This is a genomic window from Brevibacterium sp. BRM-1, from assembly GCF_026802075.1.
GTDB lineage: Bacteria > Actinomycetota > Actinomycetes > Actinomycetales > Brevibacteriaceae > Brevibacterium > Brevibacterium rongguiense.
The window spans coordinates 2,758,469-2,772,779 of the sequence record NZ_CP113788.1; the positions used below are offsets into that span (position 1 = coordinate 2,758,469).

Annotated in this window: 11 protein-coding genes; 7 read left to right on the forward strand and 4 right to left on the reverse strand. The window is 68.9% G+C overall.

Annotated features, from left to right (window positions below; genetic code table 11):
- Nucleotides 1–73 precede the first annotated feature (73 nt).
- Genes BRM1_RS12160 through BRM1_RS12180 form a run of 5 tightly spaced genes read left to right on the forward strand, consistent with a single transcriptional unit; the run spans nucleotide 74 to nucleotide 4,277 of the window.
- A complete protein-coding gene (locus BRM1_RS12160) occupies nucleotides 74–916 on the forward strand; it encodes a substrate-binding periplasmic protein (RefSeq protein ID WP_160952951.1) in 843 nt (280 codons plus the stop codon).
- A 38-nt stretch (nucleotides 917–954) separates the two neighbouring features.
- Entirely contained in the window at nucleotides 955–1,737 is a 783-nt protein-coding gene (locus tag BRM1_RS12165; protein ID WP_326957128.1) for an amino acid ABC transporter ATP-binding protein, read from the forward strand.
- 4 nt (nucleotides 1,738–1,741) lie between these two features.
- Nucleotides 1,742–2,374: an amino acid ABC transporter permease gene (locus BRM1_RS12170; RefSeq protein WP_160952949.1), complete on the forward strand. Its 633-nt coding sequence runs from the start codon at nucleotides 1,742–1,744 to the stop codon at nucleotides 2,372–2,374.
- A complete protein-coding gene (locus BRM1_RS12175) occupies nucleotides 2,371–3,024 on the forward strand; it encodes an amino acid ABC transporter permease (RefSeq protein ID WP_160952948.1) in 654 nt (217 codons plus the stop codon). Before BRM1_RS12170 ends, BRM1_RS12175 begins: the two co-directional genes overlap by 4 nt.
- A gap of 29 nt (nucleotides 3,025–3,053) precedes the next feature.
- Nucleotides 3,054–4,277, forward strand: a complete 1,224-nt coding sequence (locus BRM1_RS12180) for an NAD(P)/FAD-dependent oxidoreductase (RefSeq protein WP_268526269.1) — start codon at nucleotides 3,054–3,056, stop codon at nucleotides 4,275–4,277.
- Between the two features lie 151 nt (nucleotides 4,278–4,428).
- Here the strand turns inward: BRM1_RS12180 and BRM1_RS12185 are convergent, their stop codons facing one another.
- Both BRM1_RS12185 and BRM1_RS12190 read right to left on the reverse strand, forming a co-directional pair.
- The gene (locus tag BRM1_RS12185) at nucleotides 4,429–6,411 is read right to left on the reverse strand and encodes a hydantoinase B/oxoprolinase family protein (RefSeq protein WP_268526271.1); all 1,983 of its coding nucleotides are present in this window, start codon (nucleotides 6,409–6,411) and stop codon (nucleotides 4,429–4,431) included.
- Nucleotides 6,408–8,453: a hydantoinase/oxoprolinase family protein gene (locus BRM1_RS12190; RefSeq protein WP_268526273.1), complete on the reverse strand. Its 2,046-nt coding sequence runs from the start codon at nucleotides 8,451–8,453 to the stop codon at nucleotides 6,408–6,410. Before BRM1_RS12190 ends, BRM1_RS12185 begins: the two co-directional genes overlap by 4 nt.
- A gap of 113 nt (nucleotides 8,454–8,566) precedes the next feature.
- Here BRM1_RS12190 and BRM1_RS12195 point away from each other — a divergent pair, with 113 nt between their 5' ends.
- Complete coding sequence (locus BRM1_RS12195; protein WP_268526275.1) at nucleotides 8,567–9,715, forward strand: helix-turn-helix domain-containing protein; 1,149 nt, start codon at nucleotides 8,567–8,569, stop codon at nucleotides 9,713–9,715.
- A 191-nt stretch (nucleotides 9,716–9,906) separates the two neighbouring features.
- Here the strand turns inward: BRM1_RS12195 and amaB are convergent, their stop codons facing one another.
- Nucleotides 9,907–11,439: an L-piperidine-6-carboxylate dehydrogenase gene (gene amaB, locus BRM1_RS12200; protein WP_268526277.1), complete on the reverse strand. Its 1,533-nt coding sequence runs from the start codon at nucleotides 11,437–11,439 to the stop codon at nucleotides 9,907–9,909.
- Nucleotides 11,440–11,502: 63 nt separating this feature from the next.
- A complete protein-coding gene (locus BRM1_RS12205; RefSeq protein WP_160952942.1) occupies nucleotides 11,503–12,657 on the reverse strand; it encodes an NAD(P)/FAD-dependent oxidoreductase in 1,155 nt (384 codons plus the stop codon).
- A gap of 350 nt (nucleotides 12,658–13,007) precedes the next feature.
- Here BRM1_RS12205 and BRM1_RS12210 point away from each other — a divergent pair, with 350 nt between their 5' ends.
- On the forward strand, nucleotides 13,008–14,258 hold the full coding sequence (locus BRM1_RS12210; RefSeq protein ID WP_268526279.1) for a LysR family transcriptional regulator: 1,251 nt from the start codon (nucleotides 13,008–13,010) through the stop codon (nucleotides 14,256–14,258).
- Nucleotides 14,259–14,311: the final 53 nt, after the last annotated feature.

Here is a 14,311-nt window from a genome sequence, read left to right on the forward strand (position 1 = left end):
TTTTGCCTAAGGTTATCGATAACCGTCAACGTGTTAAAGATCACAACCAACGTCGATTCGCTTGGAGCAGACCATGAAGAAGTTCGCCGCCGTCGGTGTCACCGCCCTCGCCCTCGCCGCTGCTCTCACCGGCTGTGAGAGCTCGGGAGGCTCGGGCAGTGTGGAGTCCGACTGCAAGCCGAAGAACGAGTTCAAGACGATCGCCGACGGCACGCTGACGGTCTCCGTGCCGGAGCTGCCGCCGTTCACCGCCTACAACAACGGCCAGCCGCAGGGCGTCGACATCGAGGTCGTCAACAAGATCGCCCAGGCCGAGTGCAAAACGGTCAAGTGGATGCAGACGACGTACGCCGGCGCGATTCCCGCCGTCACCGACGGCCGCGCAGACGTCGCCACCGGCGCGTTCTACCGGACGAAGGAGCGCAACGAGGCCACCAACCTCACCGACCCAGTCTACGTGGACACGATGGCCGCCATCTCCAAGGACGGCATCACGAAGATCCCGGACATGGAGAAGCTCAAGGTCGGCAGCGTCGACGGCTACCTGTGGGTCCCGGACATGAAGAAGGTGATGAGCTCGAACTTCACCGTCTACCCCTCCGCGGTCGAAATGCAGCAGGATCTCGAGGCCGGGCGCATCCAGGTGGGCCTCGACAGCTTCGGGTCCGCGTCCGATCGCCTCAAGGACAAGAAGGAATACCAGGTCAAGACCGTGGAGAAGGACGATCGGGTGAAGGCCTCGATTGAAGCCGCGCAGATCACGTTCCCGCAGACGAAGGGCAACGCGGACATGACGAAGGCGTTCAACGAGCAGCTCACCCAGTTCCACGAGGACGGCACGATCAAGGACATCCTCAAGCAGCACGGCCTGCCCGAGTCCTCGGCCGATACCGGCAAGCCCCGCCTCATCGGCTGAAATCCCAGACCGCAGGCTGACTGACACAGGGGGCATCCTTGATCGAGAATCCAGAAGAGCGACTGCCGGGGCGAGCGCCGGTGGTCCGGGTACGCGACCTGTCCAAGGCGTTCGGCGGAAATCCGGTGCTCGAGGGGGTCGATCTGACCGTGCTCGAGGGGACGGTGACGGCCCTCATCGGCCCGTCGGGTGCCGGGAAGTCGACGCTGCTGCGGTGCATGAACCTGCTCGAGCGCCCGGATGCGGGGGAGATCGAGATCGGCAGCCACCGCATCGATGCGCGCAGCCGGTTCTCCAAGCGCCAGCTCTATGCGCTTCGCCGGGAGACGGGGATGGTCTTCCAGCACTTCAACCTCTTCCCGCACATGAGCGTCATGCGCAACGTCGTGCTGCCGCAGCAGCGCATCCTCGGCAGGTCGAAGGCAGAGGCGGAGCACCGGGCACAGGAGCTGCTCGCGCGCATGGGCCTGGCCGACAAGGGCGGCCAGTATCCGAACAAGTGCTCGGGTGGCCAGCAGCAGCGCATCGCCATTGCCCGAGCCCTCGCGCTCGAGCCCCGGGTCATGCTCTTCGACGAGCCCACCTCGGCGCTCGACCCGGAGGTGGGTGCCGAGGTCCTCGAGGTGATGAAGGAACTGGCCGCCGAGGGCATGACGATGATCGTCGTCACCCACGAGATGGGCTTCGCCCGCAACGTCTGCGAGGACCTCGTCGTCATGGCGGACGGGGGCATCATCGAGCAGGGCGATCCGCAGCGCATCATGGGGGACCCCTCCCACCCGCGCACGCGGTCCTTCCTCCACGCCGTGCTCCAGAGGTGATGTGATGCTCCACGCCGTCCTCACCGGAATCCCGCTGACCCTCGGGGTCACGGCCGCTGCGCTCATCATCGGAACGCTCGTCTCGCTGCCGCTGCTCGCGTGCACGCTCTCCGGCAACCGGCTGCTGTGGTTGGGCGCCCGGATGGTCATCGACCTGCTGCGCGGCGTGCCGATCGTCGTCTGGCTGTTCATCTTCTACTACGGAGTCACGCTCGGCTCCGCGAAGCTCTCCGCCTTCGGCGCGGCCGTCCTGGGCCTCGGACTCGTCTCCGGGGCCTACCTGGCGGAGATCTTCCGCGGTGCCGTCTCCTCCGTCTCCGCAGGCCAGTTCGAGGCGGGGCGCGCTCTCGGCATGACGTCGCGCGGACTGTGGGCCGACATCATCGCCCCCCAGGCCTGGCGCGTCGCGCTGCCGGGCTACACGACCTACGGCATCGGATTGCTCAAGGACTCCTCGATCGCCTCCACGATCGGGGTCGCGGAGATGGTGTTCCAGGCGGGGAACTTCGCCCGCACGACGGGCAACGGGATCGTGGTGTTCCTGCTCGCGGCGGCCGTCTACATCCTCGTGAGCGTGCCGGTCGGCATCCTCTCCCGCCGAGTGGACGAGCGCATGAGCGCGGTGGTGGCCCGATGACCTTCTTCGCCGATGCCCAGGAATTCCTGCCGGCCCTGCTGGGCGGCCTGCGGGTCAGCCTGCTCCTGACCCTTCTCTCGCTGCTCTTCGGCCTGCCGCTCGCCACCGTGCTGGCGTTCGGCATCCGCTCGCACAATCCGGTTCTCCACTGGCTTTCCGTTGCGTTCGTCGAGGTGGGCAGGGGAGCGCCCGCGCTCGTCGTCCTCCAGTTCATGTACTTCGGCCTGCCGACCGCGGGCCTCACCCTCAGCGCCATGGCCTCGGCGACGCTCGCGCTGACCTGGACCACCGGGGCGTACTGCGCCGAATACCTGCGGGGCGGGCTCTCCGGGGTGCCGCAGGGGGAGATCGAGGGAGCGGAGGCGCTGGGAATGACCTGGGGGGATACGCTGCGCTACATCGTCATCCCGCAGGGCTGGCGGATCGCGCTGCCCTCCCTCATGGGCTTCGCGGTCATCCTGTTCCAGACGACGTCGCTCGCGTACACCGTGACGGTGCCGGAGCTCATGAGCCAGGCGTACTCGATCGGCTCGTCGACGTTCAAGTATCTGACCGTCTTCGTGTTGGCCGGCATCCTCTACGCGATGATCTCAATCCCGGCCACGTGGCTTTCGGTGCTCGTCGAGAAGCGGCTGAACAAGCATCTGTGATCCGCTCCGGCGGGAAGGAGCAGCAGGCTGTGGTCGATGCGGGCTCGGTACTGGTCGTCGGCGCGGGGATCGTGGGCCTTTCCTCGGCCCTGCACCTCGCGCGCTCGGGCTATCGCGTCACCGTCGTGGAGCGCGGTGAGGCCGGCCGCGGTGCCAGCTGGGGCAACGCGGGATGGATCTGCCCGGGGCTCGTCGCCCCGCTGACGCCCCCGGGTGCGTGGCGCTCGGCGGTGGGCGGTCTCCTGCGCGGCAGCCCGGCGCTCTCCGTGCCACGGCCCACCCCCGGGACGGGGCTTCTGCTCACGAGGCTCGCCCTGCAGATGACCGAGGCGCGATTCCACGCGGCCGTGCAGAGCACAGCGCCCCTCGTGGCGCGCGCGCTCGGGGCGTACTACGACCTGCGCGCCGCGGGTGTCGATGCGCCGCTGCGGCGCGCGCCCATCACCGTGGGCTGCACCAGTGAGGCAGAAGCCGAGGCCTTCGCCGCGGAGCTCGCCCAGCTCGAAGAGGCCGGCGCGGAGGTGAGCGTCGAACGCGCGGAGCCGGGGGAGGCGCCCTTCTTCTCAGACCGCATCCGGGCCGTGCTCGCCGTCCACGGGCAGGCGTATGTGGACCCGGGGCGCTTCGGCGCGGCCCTGCGGCGCGCGGTGCTCGAGCACGGCGTTGAGCTGCGGGAGCATACCAGGGTGGTATCGGGCCATTCGGGAAACCGCGCGGTGAGCGTGCTCACCGGCGCGGGAGAGGTGCTGGCGGCGGATCGGCTCGTTGTCTGCGCGGGAGCGTGGACCGATGGGATCCTGACGAGCATCCTCGGTGCGCGGGCCCGGGTGGGGGTGCACAGTGGCCGCGGCTATTCGTTCAGCGCGGCCTTCGCCGATGGCGTCGACACCGCTCGCGCCGCGCATGCGCTGCGGGCCGGCCCGGTCTACCTGCCCGGTGAGCGCACCGTGCTCACCCCCTACGGCGGCGGTGTGCGCGTGGCGGGCACGATGGAGTTCGCCGCACCGGATGCGCCGGCCCGACGCGCAGCGGCCTCGCGCATTGCGGCCGCCGCCCAGCCCTACCTGCGCGGCGTGGACCTCAGTTCGCGGCGGGATGAATGGGTGGGCCCGCGCCCCGTGACCGCCGATGGCCGCCCAGTCACCCGCCGCCTCGACGCCCGCGTCGCCGTGGCGGCCGGCCACGGGATGTGGGGCATGGCCCTGGGGCCCGCAACCGGTGAGGCCGTGGCCGCGCTGCTCGCCCGGTCGTAGGCGGGGTCTGAGACGCGACGGCGGCAGTCACCACGCCCACAGCTGGTCGAACCCCAGGAGACCGTTCCACGGTCACAGTCACAGTCGGGTCAGACGCCTCGTGGGCGGAACGCTGTCGGTGCAGTCGTTCCGTCCACGGACGTCGGCCAGGTCAGTGCCAGTGCTGTGCGGAGCGCTTCCGCATGCTCTCCCGGAACTGCTCAGTGGAATTCGGCTGGAGCTCTCCCGTCCCCCAATCGAGGATGACGCCGTAGCGGCGCACCACGTCGTGCGTGTCGAGGTCGCCGGCGCGGAAGCGCTCGGCCACCCCGGCAGGGTCCTCGTCCAGCCACCCGAGGCGCTCTGCCCTAATCCGGTTGCGCAGTTCCTGCGTTCCGGCCTCGTCGATCTCGTAGTCATCGAGCTCTGCATCGTTGATGATGATGGCGACGCCGTAGTCCTTCGCCGCGCGCTCGACGGAGACGTAGTCGTCGATCACGTCTTCGAGCACCTCGGCTGCTGGGCGTTCGAGGGGATCGCCGTAACCGCCTCCTCCGGCGGAGGGCCGCTGAAAGTGGTCTCCTGGGCCGATCGGCACATTGGAGAACGCTGCGCCGAGGTAGCGTCTGTCTGCGGCGTCGGGGTTCAACCACACGCCGTGGGGAATCGAGGGCAGGCCTCCCTGAATGCCCCATGTCACTGACCGGCCGCGGTCACAGCAATAGCTCATCACCGTCCCGGCCGCATCGGTGAGGATGCCGCCCTTGTCGATGCCGCAGCCGCCCCGGTAGCGGCCTGGGCCGCCGGAGTCACGGCTGATCGCATGCTGCGTGGTGAGGACGGGCGAAAGTCGTTCCTGGCCTTCGACGGGCTGGACAGCCAGCCCGGTGCCGAAGACGGGTGCAGTGGCCGATGACCCGTCCTTGGTGGACCGGCCACCCCAGCCACCGGCCATCCAGTCGTACCACATGAAATACGGGCTCGCGGAAACGCGGTCGTCATGACCGCCGACCAATAGGTACTCGAGGTTGAACGCGCACGCCATGGCGCGTTCGGGGATGATCTGGCTCCACAGTTCGAAGACCGCGTTCATCACCTTCTCGTACGGACCGGAGCAGAAGCCTGTGACTGCATGCGGCCATCCTGCGTTGACGACGGTTCCCTCGTCGCCGATGTCCGCAGTCACTGCCTCGTAGAACCCGGAGTTCAGGGGCACCTCGGGGAAGAAGGTCTTCGTGCCGGCGTACACGGCGGAGAACGTGGTTCCGTACCCGGAGTTGAGGAACGTGGAGACGGCTGGTGCAGAACCCGTCAGGTCGTAGTGGATGCCCTCGCCGTCGAGTCGGAGCTTCACTCGAACGGGTACGAGGCCCTCTCCGTTCGCAGGGTCCTCATCCAGGTAGTCAACCGTTTCCCACTCGCCCTGCGGCAACTCCCGGAGGCTCTCCAGGACCGTTCGGCAGACGTAGTCCTGGGTTTCCTGCATGGCCTCGAGGACGGTGTCCTTCGAGTACTTCTCGACAAGTCGGAGGACTTCGCGCTCGCAGACCGCGGTTGCCTCCGACTGCGCGTGCAGATCGCCCATGGCCTGGTCGGGGGCACGGGTGTTGGAAACGAGGAGCTGTGCGACATCGTGGAGGAAGCGCCCACCGCTCCAAATGCGCAGGGGGGTGATGCGCAATCCCTCACCGAAGTGTTCGCTCGCGCTCACGTCGAAAGAACCGGGCACGCTGCCGCCGATATCGGCCCAGTGCCCCTTGTTCTGCGCGAACCCGATGATCTCCTCTTCCGCGAAGATGGGCCGGATGAAGCTGACGTCGTTGAAGTGCGTACCGCCCCGGTAGGGGTCGTTGATCATGAAGACGTCTCCGGGGTGAATGTCGTCTCCGAACTCCTCCATGACGGCCTTGCACTGGAAGTGGAGAGTGCCCACGTGCACGGCGATGTCCGCGCTTCCCTGCATGACTGTGTTCCCGTGGCGATCGCAGAGTGCCGAGGAGAAGTCGCGGGAGTAGATGACGAAGGAGTAGCAGGTGCGCAGGATCTGCTCGCTCATCAGGTCGACGCTCGTGGCGAACGCGTTCTTCAGCACTTCGAACGTCACGGGATCGAGCTCGCGCCCGCCCGCTGTCTTGGTAGGGGGTGCCGTGTTCATCGCTTGTCCTTGCCTTCGCTCAGGTCGATGCGGATGTTGTGCCAGCCGTCAATGGATGCATGGGCAGCAGGTGGGACGACGGTGGTGGAATCGAGCTGGTCGATGATTGCCGGCCCGGGCAGGGTCTGGCCTGCGCGCAGCTCTTCTCGCTGGTAGACGGGGGTAGTCAACCACCTGCCCTCGAAGAACACCTCGCGCTCGCCTTTCGGCTCAGGGGTCCCGCCGGCGCTCTCGGATTCCGGGGTGAACGTGGGCTTCGGTGTCTTTCCGAGTGCCTTGAGGTGGAGCTGGTAGATCTCCACCGGGGTGGAGTCCTGACGAAACGCGAACTGCTTTTCGTGTTCTTCGTGGAACGTCTGAATGGCCTGCTCGAGAGCGTCTGGACCGCTTCCCATCGTCACCTGCAGCGAGCGCCACTGGCCCTGATAGCGCATGGAGATCCCCCGGCGCAGCACTGAGTCGGCTTCGTCCACGCCTTCATGGCGCAGCCGTTCCCGTCCTTCGGTTTCCAACTGCGCAAACGCTTCATCGATGTCATGGGCATCCGTGTCTGCTGCGGCAGCCGTGTACATCTGTGACAGATCGTGTTGGATGTCGACCAGCAAGCAGCCCAGCGCAGAGGTGACACCGGGGCTGGGCGGCACTATCACCGTGGGGATGTTGAGCTCTCGGGCCACCTCGGCGCCGTGCAGCGCCCCGGCGCCGCCGAAGGCGATGAGGGCGAAATCCCGTGGATCGAGGCCTCTGCGAATCGACACGAGGCGCACGGCGTCTGCCATGTTGGCATTGGCTACGCGCAGGATGGAATCGGCCGCCGTATCGACGTCGAGTCCCAGCGGATTCGCGATGCGCTCGGCGATGGCTGTGCGTGCGCGCTCCCGGTCGAGCAGCATTTCCCCGTCGGCCAAGTCTGTGCCGAGGCGATTGAGCCAGAGGTTGGCATCCGTGTTCGTGGGTTCCTCACCTCCACGGTCGTAGCAGGCAGGACCCGGTTGTGCACCCGCCGATTGCGGCCCGTTGCGCAGCGAGCCCGCAACGTCGATGTGAGCGAGGGATCCGCCCCCCGCGCCGATCGTCAGCACCTCGATGCTGGGGAAGACAATCGGGTGGCCGTACTCCACCTCCCATTCGTTGGTCTCCCGCAGCTCACCGTCCGCGATGAGTGAGATATCGGTCGAGGTGCCTCCCATATCGAGGCCGACAGCATTGTCGAACCCGCACTGTTCGGCGATGTGCTGGGCGGCGATCGCGCCGGCTGCAATACCGGAGGCAGCGAGTCGCACAGGGAACTTCGTGACCATCTGCGACGTCATTGAACCGCCCCCCGAGTGCAGGAGAAGCAGTTCTCCCCCGTAGCCTCCCTCAGTGAGGCGGGCGTCGAGCGCATTCACATAGCCGGAAACCAGCGGGCCGAGGACCGCATTGGCCACGGTTGTGTTGAAGCGGTTGTGTTCGAAGATCTCCGGCAGGACCTCAGCGGAGGTCGAAATGCTCGCTTCCGGGAGTTCGCGCTGCAGGATCTCGCGCATGCGCTCCTCGTTCTCCGGATTGGCATAGGAGTTGAGGAAGCAGACGGCGACCGTGTCGACACCGCGCCGTTTGAGGAGCTGCGCGAGGCTGCGCGCTGCGTCTGCGTCGAGGGGTGTCACGACATTGCCGCGGTAGTCAATGCGCTCGGGCACCTCGAATCGGTCCCTGCGCCGGATGTACGGTCCGCTGACGTCTGCGTAGGCATCCCAGAGATTGTCCTTCGTGCCGTCGCGGATTTCGATGACGTCGCGGAACCCCTCGGTCGTCACCATAGCCGCCTTGGGGAACTTGCGGGTGATGAGCGCGTTGGTGGCAACGGTTGTTCCGTGTGAGAAGAGGCGCACATCGCCGAGGTCAATACCGGCGCGAGCAACGCCGTTGAGGACGGCCTCCATAGGATCGTCCGGGGTGGAGGGAACCTTGGTCACGCTCATTTGCTGCTCGTCTTGGTCGAAAATACAGACGTCGGTAAAGGTTCCTCCAACGTCAACGGCGACTCGGAGATCGGCCATCTGACTCTCCTTGATAGGTGATGTGCTTCACAGCCTGGCGGGGGAGGCGGTCGAGTGCAATGTGGATGCGGAGAAATCCCAGGGTAGGATTTGGAAAATTCACAAGGAGGTGCATGGCTCGGACGCGCGAATGGGTGCTGGATCAGCTGCTGACCTCCATGGCCGATGCGGATCCGCTCGAATCGCTCATCAGGCGCGCCGGCGGCATCTGTGACGCGTCCGTGGTTGTCGTGACAGAGCGAGGCGAGGTCGCGCGGTCTGTCGGCTCTGCCCCGGCTCGGCTGATCTCGGGTTGGCTGCACGAGAGCTCCGAAGCGCGCGGACGCATCGGCCGCTGGGCCCTGCACCGGCTCGACATCCGCATACGCGGGCAGTCCTACGGGCTCGTCGTCGCGCGGGTCGTTTCGGGCAGCGATGACGAAGCCAGAGATTCCAACGAGCTCGTGCGCACCGTGCTGGAGTGTATGGGAAAGCTCCTGCGCTCCTTCTCGAGTTTCAATGCGCTCGCGGTGAGCAGTCGGCGCACTGAATCGGAGCAGCTTGTCAGGACCCTGCAGCAGGGAATTTCCTCAGTGCGTGAACCCGCGCTCTGGCGCGCCATGGAGGCGATGGGCTTCGAGAGCTGGGAGCCGGTTCGAGTTGCGCGGGTGGTAATCCGCACAGAGGCAGCGCGAGGCATGGCCCCGCTCGCAGAGTCCAGCGGAGAGCCGTGGACCGCGCTGAGCGGTTCGACTGACGCGTGGTCGGACGGCCCGGTACTCACCGCTGAGACCGCGCGTTCAGCGAGGGACGCGGAATACACGCTGGTCTTCGCGGCGCGCCTTGCGATCGACCAGGTACTTCCCGTCGAGCGGGCAGTAGGCGGTGTTTCGGAGCCGTTTGTCGCACTCTCGCGGATTCCCGAGATGCTCACCGCTGCCGACACCGCGGCTGCCGTGGCACCTGCTCGGGTACGCGGGAACCGCTTGGTCGCCGTCGATGACATGCGGCCGTTCGAATGGGCTGCGGCTCGCCTGCGGTCCCAATTCGATCAGACGGTAGTGCGCCGGTGCCTTGATCGTCTTCGGGCGGATCCAGATGTGTGGGAAACAGTCGCGGTGCATTATGGGGAGGGCGGGACCGTGTCTCACACGGCGCGCAGGCTGCGGATCCATGAGAACACCGTCCGCTACCGCCTGGCCAAACTCGAGCGGATGCTCGGCACACCTCTCTCCGACCCTCGGACCGTGGCCGATATCGTCATCGCGCTGAGCGCGGCCTGACGGGCACGTCTCGACGGTCCGCGCGATGGCCAGGCTGGCCAGCGGGCCGCCCCAGTGCGCGGAGTCGCGGGCGCACCGGCGGCCGGGGGCGGCGATCGCATCGCCGGCCCCGGCCGCTGCACTCCGCACCTCACCGCAGGGGTCAGTCGGGCGCCGGCGCCCCCGCAAGCGCGGGCGCGCCGCTCAGCCGCTCAGAGGAACTCGACGCCCTGCGCCAGCGGCAGCTCACCCGAGTAGTTGACGGTGTTCGTGGCCTGGCGCATATAGGCCTGCCACGAGTCCGTGCCGGATTCGCGCCCGCCGCCGGTCTCCTTGTTGCCGCCGAACGCGCCGCCGATCTCCGCACCCGAGGTGCCGATGTTGACGTTGGCGATGCCGGTGTCGGAGCCGGCGATGAAGCGTTCGGCTTCGGCCATATCGGAAGTGAACACCGCCGAGGACAGGCCCTGGGGGACCGCGTTGTTGAGCGCGATCGCGTCGTCGAAGTCCGAGTACTCGATGACGTAGAGGATGGGGGCGAAGGTCTCGGCCTCCACGATCTCCGTCTGACCCGGCATCCGCACGACCGCGGGCTCCACATAGTAGGCGTCCGCGGCCTCATCGGCGAGCACGCGCTGGCCGCCGCAGAGCACCTCGCCGCCCTGCGCCTTGGCGGCCTCGAGGGCCGACTGCATGTTCTCGAACGCGGCCTTGCCGATGAGCGGGCCCACGAGGACGCCCTCGGCAGTCGGCGATCCGATGCTCAGCGTCCCGTAGGCGGCGACGATCTTGTCGACGAGGTCTCCCGCGATCGACTCGTGCACGATGAGGCGGCGCAGCGTCGTGCAGCGCTGGCCGGCGGTCCCGGCTGCGGCGAAGACCACGCCGCGCAGGGCCAGGTCGATGTCCGCGCTGGGCGCCACGATCGCGGCGTTGTTCCCGCCGAGCTCCAGCAGCACGCGGCCGAAGCGCTGTGCGACTCGCGGCCCCACCTCGCGGCCCATCCGCACGGAGCCGGTGGCCGAGACGAGGGCGACGCGCTCATCGTCGACGAGGCGCTCGCCCAGCCCGCGGTCGCCCACGAGCAGCTGGTTGAGCTCGGCCGGCGCATCGTTTTCCTCCAGGGCGCGGCGCAGCAGCGAGTGCGCGCCGACCGCGGAGACCGTCGAGGTCTCGGAGGGCTTCCACACCACCGGGTCGCCGCAGACGAGCGCCAGGGCCGTGTTCCACGCGAAGACGGCGACGGGGAAGTTGAACGCGGTGATGATGCCGACGACGCCCAGCGGGTGCCAGGTCTCCATGAGCCGGTGGCCGGGCCGTTCGCTCGGCAGCGTCTTTCCGAAGAGCTGGCGCGACTGGCCGAGCGCCAGCTCGCAGATGTCGATCATCTCCTGCACCTCGCCGGCCGCCTCGGACGGCGTCTTGCCGGCCTCGACGGTGACGAGGGCGGCGAGGTCCTCCTTGTGCTCTCCCAGCAGCTCGCCCCAGCGCTGGACCACGCGCCCGCGCACCGGCGCGGGGACGGTGCGCCACTGCTCGAAGGCCCCCGCGGCGCTGCCGATCTTGGCATCGGCCGAGGCCGCGTCGTCGGCTCGCATATGGCCCAGGGCCTGGCCGGTGATGGGGGAGCGCAGGGGGATCGTGCCGCTGCCCTCCGCGGTCAGCAGCTCGTCGAGGTCCGCGCCGCAGCCGCGCAGGCCGCGCCGGGCGAGGTCGATGATGTCGTCGTGCGACGGGAGTGCCATGGGTCGTGCTCCTTGCGATCGGGTGCTGTGATGGATGGTCGGTGGCGAGCTGCAGCCTCGCGGCTACACGAAGTTGAGCTCGGTGCGCAGGGCATCGGCGGCGAAGCGCTCGACGCCCATGCCCCCGATGTCGACGAAAGGCGTCCGGTCCAGGTAGAGGTCGCGCACCACCTCGCCCACCGCCGGCCCCTGGAGGAAGCCGTGGCCGGAGAACCCGCACGCGTAGATGAAGCCGGGGACGTCCGCGGCCCGCCCGATGAGCGCGTTGTGGTCCGGGGTCAGCTCGTAGAGGCCGGCCCAGCCCTTGCGCACGGAGACGTCCTCCAGGCCGGGCGCCCGCAGTGCGATGAGGTCGCAGAGCCGGTCGAGCCAGCGCGGATCGGTGTGCAGGTCGAAGTCGTAGAGGTCCTCCTGCTCCGGGGCGCCCAGCAGCAGGCCGTCGCCCTCGGAGTGGAAGTAGAAGGAGGTGGTGAAGTCGATGGTGAACGGCAGGCGGCGCGCATCGAAGGCGACCGGCTCGGTCACCATGATTTGGCGGCGCAGCGGGGTGACGGGCAGGTCGACCCCGGCCATCTGTCCCACGGCCTTCGACCACGCACCGGCGGCGCAGACGACGGTCGGGGCCGCGATCGGCCCGGCACTCGTCTGCACGCCGGCGATGGTGCCGCCCGCGACGTCGATCCCCGTCACCTCGGTGTGGGTGAGGAACGTGACTCCCAGGCGGCGGGCCGCCCGGGCGAATCCCGCGACCGCCGCCTCGGGGGTGCAGTGCGCATCGTCCGGGTTGAAGGCGGCGGCCACGAGGCCGTCGGTGCTGATGACGGGGGAGAGGTCGTGGGCTTCTGCGACGGTGAGCATGCGCGAGTTCTGGCCCAGCGAGCGCTGCAGTGCGACGTTGGCCTCGAAGGCGGCGGCATCCGCGTCGTTGTCGATGAGGAAGAGGTAGCCGCTGGTCACGAGGTCGAGGTCTTGGTCGAAGTCCTCCCGGAAGCGGCGGAACGTCTCGAGGCTGCGCGCCCCCAGGGCGATGTTGACCTCATCGGAGAACTGGCTGCGCAGACCGCCGGCGGCCTTGCACGTGGAGCCGGAGCCCAGGTCGGAGCGCTCGACGACGACGACGTCCTCGACGCCGGCCTTGGCGAGCTCGTAGGCGGCGGCCGTGCCCATGATGCCGCCGCCGATGATGACGACGCTGGCCGTCGGGGGTGCCTGCACCATGCGTGCCGTCCCTTCCTGCGCCCCGTGGGGCGCGCCCCTGCCGGGGCGGTCGATGCGCCCGCGGGGCCGGCTCGGAGGCGGCTGCGGTGCGCGGTGTCGTCGTTGACACTGCCTCGATCGTCGGTCCGGCAGGGCTGCCCGGTCAATCGACAAGCCATGACACGCGCGTTTAGCTATGCTGAAGATATGGTCAGCTCCGGTCAGCGAATATGTGGGTGTTCTGCGTCACTCGAACGCTGTCGTTCCTGGTCATTGCCTCGTTGTCGCAAACCGGGGCTCGCTCCGGCCGGACGGGGCGAGCCCAGGATGCCTGCCGCGGATCGGGAGGGGTGCCGACCGTGAGCCGCACGATGGCATGGACCCTCGGCCAGTTGCGCACGTTCGCCGCCGTCGCAGAGCTCGGCACCATGACCGCGGCAGCCCGCCGCCTGGGCTACACGACTGGCGCGGTCAGCCAGCACATGAGCGCGCTCCAGCGCGTGGTCCGCGTCCCGCTCCTGGCGCCGGCGGGCCGGCGGCTCGTCCTGACCGAGGCGGGGCGCGCCCTCCTGCCGCGCGCCCAGGCGATCATCGCGGCGGAGTCCCAGGCCGCCGAGGCGGTGGCCGGGGGAGCGCTCGGCGGGCGCAGCCAGGTGACGCTCGGGGTCTTCGGCTCCGCCTCCGTCGTCGCCTTCGCCCGCGCCCACTCCCTCATCGCCGCCGCCGGCATCGATCTGCGCGCCCGCGAGGTCGACGTCGAGCACATGCAGGAGGCGGTGCTCACCGGGCGCATCGACCTGGGCATCGGGGTCGACTACCCGTCCTCGCCGCTCGCACCGCAGCGGGGCGTCGTCATGCGCACCGTGTGCGAGGAGCGGTTCCACGTCGTAGCCCGGGCGGACCCGGGGCCGGGCGCGGATCCGGAGCCGGGGGCGGCCAGCGCGGAGGGTGCCTGGGCGCAGCCAACCAGATTCGAGGGCCCCCCGGCACAGGCGAACGGGCCGGGGGGAGCAAACGGGCAGGACGATGCCCACGCGCCGGCAGATGTCGGCAAGCGGACACGCCCCGGTCGACTGGCGGCGGGCGGACACGGCGCAGCACGCGCGCACGGGGAAGCCGGCGAGCCGGCAGACCGGGTATCGGGAGGCCCGGGGCCCCCCGGGGCGGCCCCCCGTGCCCCGGGACCAGGGCCGGAGCGCGAAGCCGACCCGTGCCTCGGCCGCGGGCGGACCCGTGACGGCGGTGCGGCCGGCCCGGCAGCCAGCGCCCTCGACCGGCCCGCCGGCGCGAGCGTCGCGGACCTCGCCGCCCAGCTGTGGATCCTGCCGCCGAACACCTCGACGTTCGGGCGGGCCGTGCGGTTCGGCATCGCCGAGCTGGGCATCGCTCCGCGGGAGGCGCACATCGTCACGGACTCCGCGGTCACGCTCGCCATGGTGGGCGAGGGCATGGGGGTGAGCCTCGCGACGCCCATCATGATGTCGTTGGCGCCGCCCACCGTGGGAATCGTGCCCGGCAGTGCGTGCGGGGGCCGGCGCATTGTCGTCATGACCCGGCCGCAGGCCGCCGAGCAGCCGGCCGTGGCCCGGGTCGCCGAGGCGCTGGCGGAGGTCTTCGCATAGGCCCCGGTCGTGCTCCGGCCATCGAACGGACGCGCAGTGCGGGGGTCCGGGCT